Here is an 18,139-nt window from a genome sequence, read left to right as displayed (position 1 = left end):
CACTTCACCCGCAGCGACTTTACCGCATGACTATATGAGATAAAAGCAAAGGTTTACATTCACAAAAGCGATATGACAAAACATTGATTAACATCACCCCTGCGGGATATTTGCGTTTACATAACATGCAAATTAGGGTGCATACTCAGTCTGGAACAAGAGCAGCCCCCGTCATACCTTTGACAGGGGCTGCTCTGCCACAAAAAAATGGCCAAAGTGAATTTGTCACTTCGGCCATTGCTCAGCACTCAATGCTAACTGTTATCGGCACATATAACCTGACATATAGGTATCGAGCTCCCGCACCAGATTATTGGCATCCCAACTACTCCAACGGCTTGGTTGATAACCATAGCTGCTGTATCCAGACTGCTCGAGCATAGAATGGCTCTTCTGCATGGCTGTCTGTGCCTGTTGGCAGCTCGTTAGCCCATATTGCTCATGCAGTTTGGCGCTGAACAACTTAGCGGCCAAATAATCAGCACTGCCAAATGAAGCATATTTATCCAGTACCTCCGTGGCTTCTTCGCAAGTATCTACGTGGTACCCACCGAGCATATAGGTATGCGTCTCTAAGTCCTCGCTGGTCAGGTAACCACCATAGATAGGCTTATCGTAACAAGCCACCGGCTCTGTTTTCTTAACCTGCCTATTATCCACCTGGAAGAACAAGGTTTGCCCTGGTTTCACCATAAAGTTGACACACAGTGACATATCCTCGTAGATAGATTGCATATTTCCATAATCAGGGTTGAACAACTTGCTGACTTTGAGGTAGTAATCAATCGGTGCGTCATTGCTGCTGTTTTCAAATCTCAGCTTTTCATCAACATAATAATCGCCGTTGATATCTACCATCCAGAATGACTGCCATCCGTAGGGAATGTCCACTTCACATAAGGTGTACTTCTCGTAAGGTGTCAGCTTAATTCCATCAAAGTCAAACATATTTGGCGGTGTAACGATATAGGTATTCACGCCCGGGCCAGACAAAGTAAACTTCCACTCGTCGTCCGTTGGATAACCGTTAGTCAATTTCTTCACTTTCACCATACCATTCTCGCGGTTGGTGTAAGTACACTCGACGGTCTCACCAGGATCCAGAACGATATCAACCTGCCGACTCAAGGTATTGGTTTGGGTATTTGCCATTTCAGACTCGGTACAAACCAAATCAACCAGCATAAAGTCAGGCGCCGGGTCAATTTCTGTGACTCGATAATTCCCAGGGATCACACCTTCAAACACTTTGCTCTGACCATGGTCGAGCATGAAGTCATCACTGCCCTCGATATTTTGCGAGAAGCTAAAACCGGTGCCGTATTTCGGCTTGGTTAGCTTGTGAATGATAATAGTCCCAAGCTTCTTATTGGTAAACGAGCACTGCTTGGTCGTTCCCTCATCCTCAGGCAGTGTCACCGTGAACTCACAACCGGAACTTGCAGTTTGCACCCAGCCTTCGCGGGCCGTCTCGGTAACCGTATAGTCCCCAGCGACAAGTTCAAAATCACCGCCCTGTCCCTGGAAAACCTCATAGGCGCCAGGTGTCGAATCACTGGTAACCAGCACAATACCATTCGCTCCGGTATTCGGGCCCCTCAGCGTCATCGTCCAGCCATTTTCCTCGCCAGCTGGCATAGTGATCTTATCAACAGCGGCGAGCACCGGTGCCGGCGGCTCTGGTTCAACCAATACAAATGCCAGCTGACCTGAGCAATCGTCCAGCGTTGGTTCAGCCGGGAGCGTCAAATCAACCATTTTGACCGTTTCGCCAACCAAGGTGCCGCAACTGGTTACCTCTGCGGTATAGACGTCCGGAGCGATATCATCAATGGTCTGTGTAATATCATTGTTTGGGCTGTTGAAGTCATAGGTTAGCGTCTCGATCAGCTCATTCGATGAGTTTTTCACTTCCACTGTACACTGCAAGGTATTTGGTGCAACTAGGGCAGGCACCGTCAATCGAACATCGAGGTCGACTAAAATCGAGCTGGTCACAGTGACTTGCACCGGTGACTGCTCAGTCCCACTCTCAACCATGGTACCATCCGAGGCTGTTAGCAGCGCCCAGTCCGCCAGAGTGCCGGTTGTGCTGGTAACCGCCGCAGCCGAAATCGTTTTGGTAAATTCAACAAAACCAACAGCACAACCGTTTGGATCGGTACACTCACCCGGTTGCTGCGTCGCTGATGTCCACACCAGATCGGGATCAGCCGGTGTCAGTGGCGTATTTAATTGATAACTCCCTGAAAAAGTACCAGTCGCTCCCGTTACTTGAGAGACAAAATAGCTCAGCCCCGTACCAGTCAACCGCTCGGTATCTGATACTGTTGCAGTCGTCAGCTCCCCACTCACCTGCTGGATACCAGCACCATCCTGGACCAGGTCAAATTGTGTGGTTAACGGCTGGCCAGGAAAGGCAGGGACACCCGGTAACGCGGGATCTTTGAAGGTCGCTGTCGCGACATCATTCAAACCAGATACACCCAACGGCGCTTCAAACGTGTGGGTAACGAACACTTCAGAATTGGCTGGGACAGACACCCCATTGAAGGTAGCAACATCTAGTGATTCTTCACCCGCGCCAATATCACCAAAGATCTCATCGGTAATATCTACCACCACCTCTCTTGAAAGATTGTTGGCGACATAAATGTTAGTCACCACACGAACTGCATCCCCCGATGTCGGTATCACACTCCACTCAACACGAATGGTGGCTTCAGCGCTGTTATCCTGAGTAGTGTCGCAGGTATTGCCAAGGTTCAGCGTAGTTGGCGTCGCCTGCTTAGTCATATTCCAAACAATACCGTCGCCTACGGTTGCCGCCATGTCCTTACGAACCCCAAAAGCTTGGTTTTCGTCGACATCAATAGTGATCGTCCTTCTTCCTTGCTGGAAGCCTTCCTGCTCAAAAACATAAGCCTGCAAAGAAGAGCCCGGATATTGACTGGCCCCGATTGCCAGCCGGTTTGCCCAGTCAATGACACAGGTGGTATTTGGGCCCTGAGATATTCTCAGCTCGCGATAGACAACATCATCGGCACCGCCGGTCACCTGAGTTGTCACAACAGGCGCGCCAACGCTCACCAAAGTACAGCTTGCATCGGAAAAGTCATTGTCGAGGCCACCTCCGATGATCTGGACATCAACAATCTGATCGTAGCCAGCATTGCCATTATCTTGGTTATCAGCCGCAACCCTAATGTCATATGTTACGACTCCAGCGCTATCGCCGTTTTCTGCTATCAAGCGAAAAGGAACCAGATCCAGTTCATCCCAGCCTTTTCCCAAATTACCTGAGGTATAAGGAGTATCAGCCCCTCCTAAGGTATTCGGATCCTGACAGGTATAATTGCCATCATCGTTAGGTAGGCTATTTCTGTCAGCGAGCAATGTCGGATCACCGTCATTCCGACAACCTTCAAAGGTAAACTGTACAGTACTAGGAGCAGGGTCGAAGGCCTGCACGGGTAGCACAGCCCCCCCCGCTAATAATATGATTCCCCATAAAGCATGCTGCTTTATCCGATTGAATAAACTAAACGTCATACAACACCTAACCTTTTTTGTTGTCGTGATTCCGTTGTAAACAGAAAAGAGCGACTGAGCCCTTTAACGATTATTAATTCAAAGTTAGTTAGGTAATTTTGGGATGAGAGACAATAAATGCGACAGTACACATTCTGAGCCGGGGTATTAACTCTGAGGCTAAAGAACAGCGCTTAGTATGGGCACGAACAAATAGTGGGGTATTCATCACAATGCCCATTTCACCGTCTTAGCATTAAGGCATCAACTTACTTATGTCATGACTAGACTTTTACCTTACATGGACATTATTACCGTTAGGGAGAGAATTTAAATAATATAAAAGGGCAACCAATGGCTAAGTTATGTTTGATTTTTATGCTGAACCTGCTCATTATTCTGATCCTGTCCAGTTTTGTTTTTTTCAACACGCCTAGCTTATTGCAAGATCACTTTGCCTTTGAGTCGACATGCATTCACAACGATAAAAATTGGTCAGAACATGAACCCTCAGAGATAAACACCCAGTGAATTTGCCTGCTATATCAATCAACTTTAGTCATTATCTTTAAGATTCAACTATGCTCTATATGATTAAGATATCAATTATATAGAGGGCAATATGCTAGAACAGCTCGGTTCCATTGGCTATTTTATCGGCGCTGGTGGTTTTGCTTTTTTGTTCGTCCTATTGTTACCCACCTACAACCAAAAAAGTATCCCCAAAAATCTCTTACTTTTATCCTGCCTGAACGGTTGTCTATGGGCGATGGCCAGTGGCTTCAAAGTTCCCTATGGCTATTCAATACTCCCCTCTTTACTGGCTGAAACCTTGTTCAACCTTGCAATAACCCTTCTCGTCATTAGCACGATTGTCAATAGCACATATATAAAAAGTTTCTTTCAGAATCGGTTGTATTGGCTATCTGGCACTATAGCGTTTATGGCTCTGCTTGAAATTTCGCGTTTTTTTTATCCCCTGTTGAACCAAAAGATCTTTTTCTTACTCCATCTCGTTCAGGCAACCATCGGTTTATGGCTGGTTGAAAGCCTTTATCGCCATCATCATCCAAGTAGTTTGTACCAGGCCATCAAACCACTCTGCCTCGGGCTCGGGCTTCTCTTCGGGTATAATTTTGCATTTTATGCCGACGCTTTCCTCACCAACACATTGGCGAACACTTTTTGGCAGGGTCGCGGCTGGTTAATTACGGCATCAATCCCTTTCATTGCACTTGCATCCCGACGTATTCGAAGATGGGAGAGCCGAGTCTATATATCCCGGGATATCGTCTTTCATAGCACATTGTCACTAGCTGCAGGACTCTATCTACTGATGATGTCAATCGCGGGCTATTATATTAAATCTGTAGGCTCTGACTGGGCCAACGTAGCACAAACACTTTTTTTCTCGTTCAGCGGACTGCTCTTAGCGGGTTTATTCTTTTCTGAACCTCTCAGAAAACAACTCAAAGTCTTTATCACCAAACACTTCTTCGCCAACAAGTACGAATACCGCCAAGAGTGGATGACCTTTTACACCGTTATGAAAGATAATCAGCAATCGCCTTATAAACGTGCCTTGAAGGCAATAATTGGCCCTTTTGGCTGCGATTGCGGTGTCCTCGCTATCCGGCAGCAGGGCACCTTTACCATGGTAGCCAATATCAACTGTGATCCTGAAGATAGCAATATCGGCAGACAGATTGATTCACTAGCCACACCTTTAATTGAGAATAACTGGATTTCAGAACTCGATAAATTAGTAACAGGTAAAGAAAACCCGCCCTTCCCTGTCAATCGCACCCAGATCCCAAACGAATGCCATTTACCATTAATGATCCCGCTGTCGTCACGAGATGGGTTTCAGGGAATATTTCTTCTCTCTCAGCCACGTTCAACCAATAGTATTAACTGGGAAGATCGGGATCTGATGAAAGCCCTCAGCAGCGAGATTAGCCTGTATCTCACTATCTATGAGGCCAACAAAATACTCGCCATTAGCAAGCAGTTTGATACATTCAACAAGATGTCGTCTTTTTTGGTTCATGATCTGAAGAACGTGCTGACACAGCTGCAACTGCTAAATCGAAATGCACCTCGCCATAAAAACAACCCTGAGTTCATCGATGATGCCTTTGACACCGTTGAGTCGGCAACCCGCCGTCTAGCAAGCGTACTAAACCAATTGCAACATAAACGTATCGAACCAGAGCAATGCGAATGGTTTGATCTCACAAAAGTGATAGAGGAAGCCTGTGCCATGCGGTCGATTCAATCACCTATTCCCTATTTTGAGCACGACCACAGCCAATCCATTTCGCTCAAAGCAAATAGAGAGCGGGTCAAAAATGTATTAAACCACCTACTTCAGAATGCCCAAGATGCTACCTCACATAATGGCAAGGTCAGTATTTCCCTTCAGCTAATGGCAGAACATTTTACTATAGTTATTTCTGATACTGGGCATGGCATGAGTGAAGCATTCATCAATGATCGGCTATTTAAGCCATTCGACAGCACCAAAGGCAATGCCGGTATGGGGCTTGGGGCATATGACGCCAAACTGCTTGTGGAACAAATGAAGGGGTCGATAAAGGTCAAGTCAGCAATAAGCGAAGGGACAAGCATCGTCTTATCCTTTCCCATTAACCAGGCGGCATCCATCACAAGAGGCAAAACATGGACACATTGCTAGTCATCGAAGACGATATCGGAATTCAGAAACAGCTTAAATGGCATTTAACCGATTATAACCTTGTTTTTGCCGCAAATCGCCAAGAAGCCATCACAGCACTACGCCGATTTGAGCCAAATGTAGTCACCTTGGATCTTGGCCTTCCCCCCGATCAAACCAATGCCTCTGAAGGATTAAAAACACTCAAAGAGATCCTGACACTGAACCCCAATACTAAAGTCATTGTCATCACCGGCAATGATGACAAAGAACACGCCCTCAAAGCCATTGAAGACGGTGCACATGATTACTACCTAAAGCCTATTGATAGCAATATACTCACTGTCATTATTGACAGGGCATTCAATCTCGCCAAACTGGAATTAGAAAATATCAAACAGCAGGAGAACAATTACAACAGTAATGGTTTTATTGGCTGCTCCGCGCAAATGCAGTATATCAACCAGGCAATTAAGCAAACTGCCCTTGCAGATATACCTGCACTGATTATCGGTGAGTGCGGTACAGGAAAAAAAACTGTTGCCCGCACAATTCACCAACAGAGCGTACGCCACGACAAACCCATCCACGAATTCCATTGTCCATCTCTCGAACAAGAGACGATTGAACAAACTCTGTTCGGAACCGGCAGCGACGCGTCACACCAAGGGATCTTGGAAGAATCAGATGGTGGCACCCTCATTATCGACGAAATCAGCTTACTTCCTCTTTCGGTTCAAAAGCGACTATTACAGTTTTTGCGGACAAAAAAAATAACATACAGTTCAAGCGATACTGAATTAAAACTAAACGTCAATGTCATAGGCATCAGCCGATACCCATTGGAAGATAGCGTCAATGACAATCGATTTCTTTCTGAGCTGTATGTGCGGCTGAGTAGCAATAGAATAAATCTTCCAGCGCTGCGTGAGCATAGCGAAGATATCCTGCTGTATGCCCAGACTTTGTTGCACAAAGCAAGAACCAATAATCAATCAAAAGCAAGCGGATTTACCAATGACGCGCTTCAATCCATGCTTAATTATCATTGGCCAGGAAATTTATCGGAATTAACGGCAGCCATCCAGTCTGCAATTGTAAACTGTCACGGCAAACTTATTACCAGACAAGACTTACCTTTTACCTCCGATGAGCATCTAGATAGACCACTACAGACGCTGAGCCTACGCTCGGCACGTGAACAGGTTGAAAAAAAAGCCATATTACAAGCCGTTGCTATCAGCAACGGAAACATATCAAAAGCAGCCGGTCTGCTTGGAATCACTCGTCCAACACTTTATACATTAATTGAAAAACATGGAATACCCGTCGCTAATAAATAAGTCCTTTAACAGGATTATTTCTAGGGTGGTTACACTTACCACCCTTATAACCACCAAAAATTATAACATAATCAATGACCACGTGCGTTTTCGGCAGTGCGCATAAAAGTATTACCTCGATTGGTTAAACTATCGAGAGGAACGGGCAGTCTATTTAAGGTTTTCCTCGTCTTATCAATAAAATGATGTACCAATGAATTATTAAGCTTATCCTCCCCTAAACTTAATATAGCTTCAAATGAAGTTTTAATATCAAATGGAGAATTATTATTAACGGTTTGTTCATCAGCTATATTTCTTATATCCGATAGAAATGAAGAGATGTACTCAGTGTCAAAAAAAGATGATGAATGCAATCGTTCATGAGTAGATGATAGAATTATACCATCGATACTTTTTACTGCCGGACTACCATGAATACTTCCACCAAGAACTATGTAATAGCCATTATTAGCCTGTACCGTTGAGTGAAAGCTTCCACTGATGACACCGCCAGAATCCTGCACACCTGTCGAAGATAGGTTGTAACTTGAATTCGTACCATTGAGATTGGTAACAACCAACCTATTGTTTTTCTTTGATTTATGCTCACTACCGTCCCAAACTATCAAACTAAACGGACTAAGTGGCTCAATCTCACTGGCAGTTAAATCAGAGCAATGAAAGCCTAAAAAAATTAATATAGATATCATTATTTTATACATAGCGCTTCCCTTAGTTTTAATTATGTTGGTCGAGTACTAAAGAAACTACTTTGCAGTTGACTGTTGTAAACAAACTTAGTAAACGTCTACTATTAGAATAATATATTGTTAATTAACACAGCATATTAATTGTAAGAATTTGGTTACTAAATAACCAAGTTACTGAAAAACTATTACTGTTCCAGCAACTTGGCAAAGTATAGTACTAACATTCATTGTTATATTTAATTACAACAATATTTTATTATTATGATGCTTTACGCCGGAAGGAGGCCAACCCTAGCAAACAAGCAGAAAACAGAGCAAGAGTTTCAGGCTCGCTAACCACGACAGCTGGTCCTTCAAAGTCAATCCATAAATTACCATCGATAGCACTGAATACTGGATTATCTAAGAAGAAAATATCAGCAAATGTGATCGATTCAAATTGCAGAGTAAAATTACTGGTATTGATATAGTTTAATAGCACCGCACCTGAAGGATCATCTTCGTCGAAGTTAGTACCAGGGCCTTCAAACAAAATTGAAGCACCAAGATCATTTGCCGTCAAGCTTGCCGGATTATTACCGGTGTTATAAGAGAAAAGACCATCGCTTTTAAACACCCGTAAATTTTCACTTTGCTGGTTGCCAATATTGTCAAGCTCTCCATCGACATCGTAGACAATAATCGCCAGCTCATCGGCAACAAAGGGATCTGTATAAGTATTTGATTTGGCCCCCGTACCATCAAACAGTTCAAACAGATAAACAAGCCCGCCTTCAGCCTGCTGATCTGCTGGGAGACTGGCATCACGACGGTAGGTGAAACCCACATCTCCATTGGGTTCGGTTACCGTTGACGCTTTGTAGTTAGGTGCTTGCCAATCAAAGACATAGTCGCCGAATGGTGTAGCGGTGACTCTTGCATCTAACGTTAATCCCCCGGAAGTGCCCACATTAGTAAAGCGCATGACATTACTGCTAGTTGCAGGATCGGCCGGACTGAAATGTATAACCGTATCTAAATTAACAAGATACGGAGTATCAAATGAGAGATCGATAGGTGCTGCTTGTACTCCACCTGTTGCAAATAAAGCCAAGGAAAGTAGCGCAGTATTAAATGTATTTTTCATTATTATTCTCCTGCTGCATATGCTGCTAATCGTTATTTTAATTTATTGTGGTTATATTGTTGCAATTAACCCATAGCAACATGTCTGCCATTATTTTTTAGACTTTAAAACAATAGGTTATAATTTCGGCTTAAAAAAAGGTGTAAAATTTGCTGACAGCATGGATTGGTAAAATGCAAAGGAAATTTAGCAGGAATGCAGAATGCATCGCAATTTGAACAAATCGCGATTAGGAGGAACCAAGTTGACTCAGTAGAAAACCAAGCCTAATGAGTCAACTTGATATAATGCAGCACTTACCAGAAGCTAGTGACTAAAACGGACCTAAGCCGAATCTCCATGGCTTGAACCACCTTGTGAGGTACGGCGTCTCACTGTAGCAAGCCCAAATAAGCAAGCGGAAAACAAAGCTAGCGTCTCAGGTTCATTGACAACGACAGCAGGACCTTCGAACGTAATCCATTGATCACCGTCAATTGCACTGAATACACCATTATCTAAGGAGAAGATATCAGCAAAAGTAATCGACTCAAACTGAAGAGTAAAGTTGCTGGTATTGACATAATTCAGCAAAACCGCACCGGAGGGATCATCTTCAGGAAAGTTAGTACCTGGGCCTTCGAACAGTATTTCAGATCCTAAATCATTTGCTGTCAAGCTAGATATACCATTACCCGTGGTATAAGAATACAGACCGTCACTTTTGAATACCCGCAAATCCTCACTCTGTTCATTGCCGGGATTGTCGAGTTCACCATCGACATCGTAAACGATAATTGCCAATTCGTCGGCAACAAATGGGTCAGTATAAGTATTCGAATTAGCCCCAGTGCCGTCAAACAATTCGAACAGGTAAACTAACCCCCCCTCAGCCTGCTGGTCGGCCGGTAAACTGGCATCACGACGGTATAGAAAGCCAATATCCCCGTTGGGTTCGGTCAACGTAGAAGCTTTATAGTCAGGTGCTTGCCAATCAAAAACATAGTCACCAAATGCCGTTGCGGTGACCCTTGCATCTATAGTCGTACCGCCAGACGTTCCCACATTGGTAAAGCGCATAACCGCACTGGTCGTAGCTGGGTCTGCAGGACTGAAATTAATAACCGTATCTAAAGTGACCAAATAAGGGTTATCGAAAGATAAATCAATAGGTGCTGCTTGCGCAATCCCCGTTGAAAGTGCCGCTAAAGAAAGTAGTGCTGTATTGAATGCTCTTTTCATTTCTTTATCCTTATTAGGACTTCCCTATCTCTGATTGTACAAGTTTAAGTTAATTATCCGTTGTACTTATTTATTGCAATTTGTTTGCCAATTATATTATCTATAACAAACAACAAGATATAAAAAAATCAAAAGTAAATATGTAAGCTTTTTTGACATAATATTGTCGCATTTTGAAAATAAAAAATCATCAATCTCAAAATGAGTTGCAAATTGCATCTACTTCTTACTATTCATCATCAAAATACAAGAATTAATTTTCAACTTGATAAATTAAAACGTAAAAAAACCTAACAATCAAAACGTTAGGTTTTTTTAACAATGCGGACAAGGTAGTTATGATTAACAAGGTGCGAAGTTATACCCGCATATGAAATGTTGATTTTACAGGAACGTGCAATATTGTATTATCAGAACATTTTATGTTTTGATAATTTTCTTGCGTTGCCTATCAATCATAACTTTAGAAATAAGATCAAAAAAAAGATTACTGCTAAGCCAACGGATTTTGCAAAATGGTGCCACAGTACCTTCAATAGCCATAACAGGCATGGCCTGTATGCCATGCTGCTTGAGGTTACCAACAATGGAAAGCTGCTGGAAATAGCGCAGTGAATAGCGAAGCCTGCGCCGCAGGTACAGTTTACAATCCTGCCAATTAAAAGGGTTCAAAGATTCATAGATGAAGACAGCACTTGAACACACGCCGATCCTTTGTTTAGGCAAATCAGTCCCACTACAAATATCGGTCGCAGAGAGATACCCTAACATGCTGTCGTCACCAATTAGCCCTACAGGCAGTTTAACTCCTTGCTCGATGAGAAGGTTCGCAAACCGGGGGGATAACAGGTATAACGCTCCTGTAAACTGATGTTCTTTCAAAAGATTGTATCGCCATTGTTGGCTACTTCTGCCATAAGCACAGGGGAAGCTTGAGATTGCATTGTACTGGGGGTAACGCTGATGGTAATCGATAAGGTTCTTTACCGCATTGGCTTCAAACAAAAGATCACCATCAGCAAATATTGCCAGGGATGATTTATCATAATATTGAAAGATAAAGGTATTCCATGCATTCGATTTATCACCTAAAGCGATATCAATTGGATGGATACGAGGATTGTCATTAGCGAGCTTAGAAACAATAGAGTATGTGTTGTCACGGCAACCATTAATCATGACATAGATATCAGGCGTGTATTCTGCGCAACTTGTGATCAGATTGGTCAGGCTCTTTTCGATGGTTCTCTCTAAATTATAAGCAAAAACGCATATCTGTATATTTCGTGACATAACCAAATCCATTTAATTAAAATGAAATAAACCTGATAACATTAGTCTATTGTAAAGATAGTCGATAATGGAATAATCGCCATAAAAAACAAAGAACACGCAGCGATTAGACAATGAACAAATCAACCGGCTTCAATATTGGTTCAAGCGATGTGACTATACTATTCACCTTGATATCCCAGTTTGTTTGCTCGTTCCAGCAGATACTGGCATAATCTATAGCCTATGATAACACCAATAATATTTGCTACTGCATCATCAATAGAACCCATCCTGTCTGGAATAAAAGCATGTTGAACGAACTCTAATAGGGTGCCATACAAAGCAATAGCAATACATAAACTTCTGAGCCGCTTTAAATCCCTCAACTGCAAGCAACCTTGAATTGCAAAAATTGCATAAGCAAACAAATGTAATATTTTGTCTAAAAACATAACACCATAACTATCTAAGTCTAAGGCACTATTTTCTTCTGCTCCTGCTAACAGAGAGAGCACGGAAATGAAGACAACATAACACACAAAGAGTATTCGAAAGAACACGTGTTTTGTTTGAAGCACAGAAGGTAAATTATTCATTACTTTTAAAATAACATTAAATATAAAGTATGGCACAACATTAATAAAAATGCTGTGCCATACTGATATAACTTATCACTAAACGATTCTGATTAGATCAGAACTTCCTCCTAATGATAGTTAACTTGAAGTCAATGATATTTGTCAACAAATTCATATTAGGGCTTGTTGACATTAACGTCATCGAAAATGCTTTCTTCTGACTGTTCATGCTTGTTAACCATCGCAGCCTGACGCCGTTTTTTGATAATCATCTTATCAAAATGTTGCATCGTCGCGAGCTTTCTAACAATGACTTTATCCAAAACATCGCTCACTAAATCCAGAGTTCTTAGCACCTTTTCAACATCAGCATGTATGTCGTTTTGTTTTGCTGAAAGAGAGTCTAACTCCTGTTCAATACTTCTGTTAGTCACCCTACCTGCCTGCATCTCTGATGTATCCGATTTATATGAACGCTCACCGTTGGCTAAATTCGAGTTGATCGAACCAGATATCCTATCTATCTCTTGGTCAGTGATCTTATCGGCTGCGCTTATCTGTTGATCACGCCGCTGTAAATCATGATGTGGATGTGACTGAGTTTGTCTCATTGTGGCTGATGAATCATTGAAATCCAGTTCATCATAATCAACAGATTGATTTTCAGGTTCTATGTCAATCTCTTGAGGTGATGAAAGCTCACTTCTCATATCCAAGAGCACTTCTTTTATAACACCTTTATTTATGCATTGTATTTCACTCAAAAACGAAAACAACAGTACTCTTTCCATCAGCAAATTAATTTTTCTCGGTAAACCAGAAGTTTGCTGTTCAATAATGGGGTAAATGTCAGGCTCTAGAACTGGCATCCCTTGCCAGCCTGCTGCAGTAAGCCGACATTCGATATACTCTTTAACCTCTTTGATATTGAGAGGTTTCAGCTGACAAGAAGCAATAATTCTCTGCCGAAACTGTTCCATTTCCGGTAGACGGATCATCGTCTCAAGTTCATTCTGACCAAACAGTAAAACCTGTACCAATGGAACATTATCAACTTGAAAATTTGAAAGTATCCGCAGTTCTTCCAGGCGTTCTGGTGTTAGATGTTGAGCCTCATCAATAATGACAAGTGCGCGTTTATCTTGCTGATGCAAATGGTGAAAAAAACTTTCAAGGCGCTTCAGTATTTCAGGCTTGTGCATACCTTCTACAGGTAACTCATAACACAGCGCAACCAAACTGATCAGATCATATGAAGCCAAAGAAGCCGTGCTTAACTGTGCAACCGCTATCGTGTTGTCCAGTGTGGTTAGTAAATTTCTAGCAATTAAACTCTTGCCTGAACCTGATGGACCGGTGACAACAACAAACCCATCGCCTCGCTCAAACCCATAATGCAAATACGACATCGCTTTTTTATGATGCGGGCTTGCATAATAAAAACGCGGATCAGGAGTAAGCTTGAAAGGTTTATCATCAAGGCCAAAATAGGATTCGTACATAATTACCACTCCATCCTTACATCTATTGAAATACGGTTCTCATCATAATCACGGCTATCAATATTTGATGAGCGACTGTTATATTCATATTTAACCGTACTAAACACATTACGATAAAATCTATAACTGCTTGATAAAACTAAATCAAAATAATCATCGTCCTGATCTGACTCTCCTGGTCGGCGAAAATTATATTGGCTGTAAGAAAGTTCACCTGATACATCTAAGCGTCGAGAAAGTGCATAAGTTGCCAACAAAGAGGCACCTATGCCGGTTTCATCCCGAAGTGTGTCATCATTTTTAAGTGGCTCCTGATCATGATAGAATATTTTTAAACCATAATTTTCTCGTCTCCCTACGAGTTCCGTAAACCATTCCAGACGACGATTTAAGGTAAATACTTCTATGTCTTCATCTGTACTGTAAAACTCACGCTGAAAGTTGTTCGTGTCTTCTATGTAGGTGATTGTATTTACCATTTTTCTTGACTTATGAATCAGAGTAAAATCGTACGCATCACCGAAATAGCGTTTGTCATACGAGAAATTAATCAGTAATCTAGGTGAAGGTTCTAGGTTAATAGCACCTCCCCAATAATCTGAAATATCACCTTTTTCAGCAAAGTTATAGCTTAGTTCAAAATATGAAGCTTGAGTGATAAAGTATCGAAGGCCTGGCCCCCAACTAAACGTCTCTTCAGTATCCAGGTAACTCACGCCTTCATAATTTTCATAATTTAATCTAACCAAAGGCGACAACTTATAGGTTGTTTGAAGGCCTAGCGCACCTTTAAAATAACTTCTTGTTGTTTCTGTATCGTCCTCACGATTTTTCTTTCGGTCATATAATCCGTTAGAGTCCCAAAACAACACTTTGTGATTTAGCCCATTCGAAAAATCCAAGGTGGCTCCATAGCCTTTGTAATTACCAATATCATCTTCGTTATCGGTAATGACCCCGTAACCACGAAGATTCAGAGCGACTTCATCTCTAGGGTTGCTAAGAAAGCTCAAACCAATTTCTGCATTTTTACTTTCTATGGTATTTTTTGAGACTATATCAGCATTGGCATTGTTGTCGTTAGATTGTGCAATGTTATATATCGTAGCAATGGCATCAAATTTAAGACCCGTGTTCGAAAGTTTTTTATCCGTCAAGAATAGTAATCTTTGATAAGTATCGTTTTCATCTGAGTCATGGCTATATAATAATTGCTCGATATCATAATTAAGTACGACTGATCCGTCCTTACCAATGAGCTTACTGTACAAGCCTGCTTCAACAGAAGTCACCAAACTTGACTCAGGATCTTCAGCCGACTGATACACGTTATCCGTATATAATAAACCGGTTTCAACATAAGGATGAAACCAACTTTCTTCTGCAACAGAAACGTTAGCCCAGATAATTGAGCAAGCAGTTACATAATTAAGTACTTGATATCTTTTTTTCATAGCCATATCCATATCGACTATAAGTTCCGCTTATTGTCTTATTAACAATAAACCCAATTTTCAAATCTTCATTTAACTCAGAAATTCCTTGCTCTATGTCAGATAACTTTGTTATTGAGTGTTCAACAACAATCACTGCCTGGCCTATCCACTGTGAAATGGTTACCGTTTCAACCACACCGAGCAATGATGGACAATCAAAAATTATCACCCTATCACTGTATCTATGAGATAACTCTTCGGCCAAATTGTGCATTTTCACACTAGACAACAGCTCATTGCTTAGATGATGTTCTGAACCTGCCGGTAAGATTTTTAGATTTGGAATATTTGTATTATATATAACATCACCAATATCTTTAACATTACCGAGAAGGTAATCTATCATGCCAATTTTATTCTCAACACCTAACTCCTTACACAAGCTGGGGTTATGGGTGTTGGCATCTACTAATAATATAGTGTGGTTTTTTTCCGACGCAATGGACAACGCCATGTTAATAGCACAAAATGTCTTCCCTTCAGAAGGATTGACACTGGTCACCATCAGCAGGTTAGAGTTTGGTGATTTATCCTGAGACAACTGCTGTATATTGTTCAAAATTTTCTGTTTAATTAAACGATATTCATAGGTAATAACAGGATTCGCTAAGTCATCTTCATGAGAAACCATACCTTTATTTTTGAACAATTCTAAGTCAATAAACATCATACCGTCTGATACGTGCTTATCTCCACGTACATGATGCGGCGAGCTAGGGGTATTCCTTTTGTTACCATGACTCGTTTTTAGCGATTCAGCTTGCTGAGGCTTTGATCGTTTCAATAGCGAAACACCACGATTGAAAACAGACGAAAGAGTCGTTTTACCTGTTTCATTGGGGTGGTTTGCTACTTCATCAACCGCTGTTTCATGAACATTCGCTTGTTCTGTTGAACTAATTTTCTCCGGCTGCTCTAACGTTATATCTGGATTTTCTACCTTCAAAGGCTCTCGATGCTCTGGAACAATATGTGCTTGCTTTCTTTCAACCACTTTTGCCTTTTGAGCTAATCGATCTTGGTAACTAGCTAACTTATCCGATAAAGAGCTTTCGTTATGCGACCTCGATTGCTGTCGGTTAACGGGCTTTTTGCCCACTTTTTTACCCGTTGTGTTTGTACCATCTTTCTCGAATGCGTTCTCGATAATACTCATAATAGCTCCTTCAATTTCAGTAATAGGAACTGGATAACTGACAGACTATTAATGATGTAAAATACAATAAATAAAATTAGAATTAATAGGCCGTGAAACACAACATTGGTAATCTGACTACGCATGTAATCGTTAGACCCAGATAACCCGATAGTCGTTACTTCTCCGTAAACTGGCATCTCAATTTGCCTCACTAACTGATTGGAGGAGTAAACAACTGGCCATACTTGGCTAATAGCAAACGCGAGCGATACACCGACACCAGCTGATAAAATCAGTACCATTGACAATAACAATGGTCGATTCGGACCAGAAGGTAGTCGAGGTAGCAATGGCGGATCAATAATTTTGAACGAAATTTGATCTGACTTGGCATCTACATCTTGTGATATCAGCGCAGATTCTCGTCTTTCTAGTAGCTGGTGATATTGCTCTTTCGTTACTTCATAATTTCGCATTAAACTGGTCAATTGTGCTTCTATTTTCGGCAAATTCAAAAGCTTGCTGTTAACCTCCTGCAACTTATCAGCTAATATCGCCTCGCGGGCAGTCAATGAAGCCACCTTGTTTTCAATATGGCTAATGTTCATTTTCATTTCTTGCAGCATCGGCGTATCCGGTTGTGATACCCGACCACCACTGATCAAGGATGTACGCTGTTCCATAAGGGTATCGATTTGCCGCCGAGTTTCCTTGACATCAGGGTGTTTGTCTGTAAAACGAAACAGCAATTGATCCAACCTAGCTTGTAACGTTTCAAGTCGAATATCGAACTCGGTTTTTATCGATGATAGCTGGGTATAATTCAATCTTGCCTCATCTTTGAGCTGCCGCCTGGCCGACGCCAAAGCTGACAGTGCCTCCTTACGCTGTAAGCGCGTTTCTTCAATCTCATACTTAAGACTTTCTGACTTCAGTGAATAACTCTGCTCAGAGCCACTGACATAACCAGAGTTCAAGCGCTTAAACTCAGCAAGCTCGCTTTCCGACTTCAGCAGGCGTTCCTCGTAAACTGCAAGCTGCGAGGCCAAGAATTCATTGGCATTTTTAGTATCTTCTTTTTTGTGTCCGACGGCATTTTCAACAAATACATCAAGTGCAGCTTGAACTACATCCTTGACATATTTCGGATCAGTACCGAAGTAGCTAATAGTAAATAAATTTTCCTCACCTGCTGAACGAATAGTGATATTCGTTTTTAGATCGTCAAGCAAGTCGTCATATTCACTGGTCGTATCAACCTTGAGATCAGCCTCAGTATACCTGGCTATCGTTTCAAGGTTTCTACGACTCAGCAAAGTCTTTACCATCAGTTGTAGCTCTTTAGTTGGATCATTATTGATTGCAATACCTCTTAATAACGGTTTTAGAATTGTTCGTGTATCTGCGTATACGCGAGCTTCAGACGTATATTCGTTCGGTAATAATGTGATTGCGGTCCAGCCAACCAGGCACAGGATCCACATCGACATTATTACCAAATAACGTTTAAACCAAATACCTTGAAGGTACTGCTGCAATAATTCGAGTTGCTCCTTCATA

At 41.8% G+C, this 18,139-nt stretch carries 12 protein-coding genes; 2 read left to right on the top strand and 10 right to left on the bottom strand.

All coding sequences use genetic code 11. The features are described 5' to 3' along the window. Positions 1-261 precede the first annotated feature (261 nt). Positions 262-3,552, bottom strand: coding sequence for a prealbumin-like fold domain-containing protein (locus C9J03_RS18425; RefSeq protein ID WP_044623610.1), 3,291 nt, complete (start codon positions 3,550-3,552; stop codon positions 262-264). A 601-nt stretch (positions 3,553-4,153) separates the two neighbouring features. Here C9J03_RS18425 and prsK point away from each other — a divergent pair. Both prsK and C9J03_RS18415 read left to right on the top strand, forming a co-directional pair. Further along, entirely contained in the window at positions 4,154-6,229 is a 2,076-nt protein-coding gene (gene prsK / locus C9J03_RS18420; RefSeq protein WP_044623611.1) for an XrtA/PEP-CTERM system histidine kinase PrsK, read from the top strand. Beyond that, positions 6,214-7,551: a sigma-54-dependent Fis family transcriptional regulator gene (locus C9J03_RS18415; RefSeq protein ID WP_044623612.1), complete on the top strand. Its 1,338-nt coding sequence runs from the start codon at positions 6,214-6,216 to the stop codon at positions 7,549-7,551. Before prsK ends, C9J03_RS18415 begins: the two co-directional genes overlap by 16 nt. A 71-nt stretch (positions 7,552-7,622) precedes the next feature. Here C9J03_RS18415 and C9J03_RS18410 read toward each other — a convergent pair whose 3' ends face one another. From C9J03_RS18410 to C9J03_RS18370, 9 genes are all read right to left on the bottom strand, one after another. Beyond that, positions 7,623-8,255, bottom strand: a complete 633-nt coding sequence (locus C9J03_RS18410; RefSeq protein WP_044623613.1) for a hypothetical protein — start codon at positions 8,253-8,255, stop codon at positions 7,623-7,625. 247 nt (positions 8,256-8,502) lie between these two features. Then, positions 8,503-9,369 carry a hypothetical protein gene (locus tag C9J03_RS18405; protein ID WP_044623614.1) on the bottom strand — a complete coding sequence of 289 codons (867 nt, stop codon included), beginning with the start codon at positions 9,367-9,369 and terminating at the stop codon, positions 8,503-8,505. A 324-nt stretch (positions 9,370-9,693) separates the two neighbouring features. After that, positions 9,694-10,590, bottom strand: coding sequence for a hypothetical protein (locus C9J03_RS18400; RefSeq protein ID WP_044623615.1), 897 nt, complete (start codon positions 10,588-10,590; stop codon positions 9,694-9,696). Positions 10,591-11,010: 420 nt separating this feature from the next. Then, positions 11,011-11,883, bottom strand: coding sequence for a glycosyltransferase family 2 protein (locus C9J03_RS18395; protein ID WP_044623616.1), 873 nt, complete (start codon positions 11,881-11,883; stop codon positions 11,011-11,013). A 161-nt stretch (positions 11,884-12,044) separates the two neighbouring features. Continuing rightward, positions 12,045-12,461, bottom strand: coding sequence for a VanZ family protein (locus C9J03_RS18390; protein ID WP_044623617.1), 417 nt, complete (start codon positions 12,459-12,461; stop codon positions 12,045-12,047). Between the two features lie 158 nt (positions 12,462-12,619). Continuing rightward, positions 12,620-13,945, bottom strand: coding sequence for an ExeA family protein (locus tag C9J03_RS18385; protein WP_052829796.1), 1,326 nt, complete (start codon positions 13,943-13,945; stop codon positions 12,620-12,622). 2 nt (positions 13,946-13,947) lie between these two features. Next, a complete protein-coding gene (locus C9J03_RS18380) occupies positions 13,948-15,399 on the bottom strand; it encodes a TIGR03016 family PEP-CTERM system-associated outer membrane protein (RefSeq protein ID WP_044623618.1) in 1,452 nt (483 codons plus the stop codon). Beyond that, complete coding sequence (locus C9J03_RS18375) at positions 15,374-16,597, bottom strand: AAA family ATPase (protein WP_052829797.1); 1,224 nt, start codon at positions 16,595-16,597, stop codon at positions 15,374-15,376. The genes C9J03_RS18380 and C9J03_RS18375 overlap by 26 nt, the downstream gene beginning before the upstream one ends. Further along, a complete protein-coding gene (locus tag C9J03_RS18370) occupies positions 16,594-18,138 on the bottom strand; it encodes an XrtA system polysaccharide chain length determinant (protein ID WP_039460462.1) in 1,545 nt (514 codons plus the stop codon). Before C9J03_RS18370 ends, C9J03_RS18375 begins: the two co-directional genes overlap by 4 nt. Position 18,139 lies beyond the last annotated feature (1 nt).

This window comes from Photobacterium gaetbulicola (assembly GCF_003025515.1).
Lineage (GTDB): Bacteria > Pseudomonadota > Gammaproteobacteria > Enterobacterales > Vibrionaceae > Photobacterium > Photobacterium gaetbulicola.
The sequence above is the reverse complement of the archived record's forward strand: the minus strand, read 5'-3'. Positions and strand labels throughout refer to the sequence as shown.

What these genes read in the sequence shown, in the direction of transcription:
- C9J03_RS18425 (WP_044623610.1), bottom strand. Translation starts at nt 3,552, where the DNA reads ATGACGTTTAGTTTATTCAATCGGATAAAGCAGCATGCTTTATGGGGA.
- prsK (WP_044623611.1), top strand. Translation starts at nt 4,154, where the DNA reads ATGCTAGAACAGCTCGGTTCCATTGGCTATTTTATCGGCGCTGGTGGT.
- C9J03_RS18415 (WP_044623612.1), top strand. Translation starts at nt 6,214, where the DNA reads ATGGACACATTGCTAGTCATCGAAGACGATATCGGAATTCAGAAACAG.
- C9J03_RS18410 (WP_044623613.1), bottom strand. Translation starts at nt 8,255, where the DNA reads ATGTATAAAATAATGATATCTATATTAATTTTTTTAGGCTTTCATTGC.
- C9J03_RS18405 (WP_044623614.1), bottom strand. Translation starts at nt 9,369, where the DNA reads ATGAAAAATACATTTAATACTGCGCTACTTTCCTTGGCTTTATTTGCA.
- C9J03_RS18400 (WP_044623615.1), bottom strand. Translation starts at nt 10,590, where the DNA reads ATGAAAAGAGCATTCAATACAGCACTACTTTCTTTAGCGGCACTTTCA.
- C9J03_RS18395 (WP_044623616.1), bottom strand. Translation starts at nt 11,883, where the DNA reads ATGTCACGAAATATACAGATATGCGTTTTTGCTTATAATTTAGAGAGA.
- C9J03_RS18390 (WP_044623617.1), bottom strand. Translation starts at nt 12,461, where the DNA reads ATGAATAATTTACCTTCTGTGCTTCAAACAAAACACGTGTTCTTTCGA.
- C9J03_RS18385 (WP_052829796.1), bottom strand. Translation starts at nt 13,945, where the DNA reads ATGTACGAATCCTATTTTGGCCTTGATGATAAACCTTTCAAGCTTACT.
- C9J03_RS18380 (WP_044623618.1), bottom strand. Translation starts at nt 15,399, where the DNA reads ATGAAAAAAAGATATCAAGTACTTAATTATGTAACTGCTTGCTCAATT.
- C9J03_RS18375 (WP_052829797.1), bottom strand. Translation starts at nt 16,597, where the DNA reads ATGAGTATTATCGAGAACGCATTCGAGAAAGATGGTACAAACACAACG.
- C9J03_RS18370 (WP_039460462.1), bottom strand. Translation starts at nt 18,138, where the DNA reads ATGAAGGAGCAACTCGAATTATTGCAGCAGTACCTTCAAGGTATTTGG.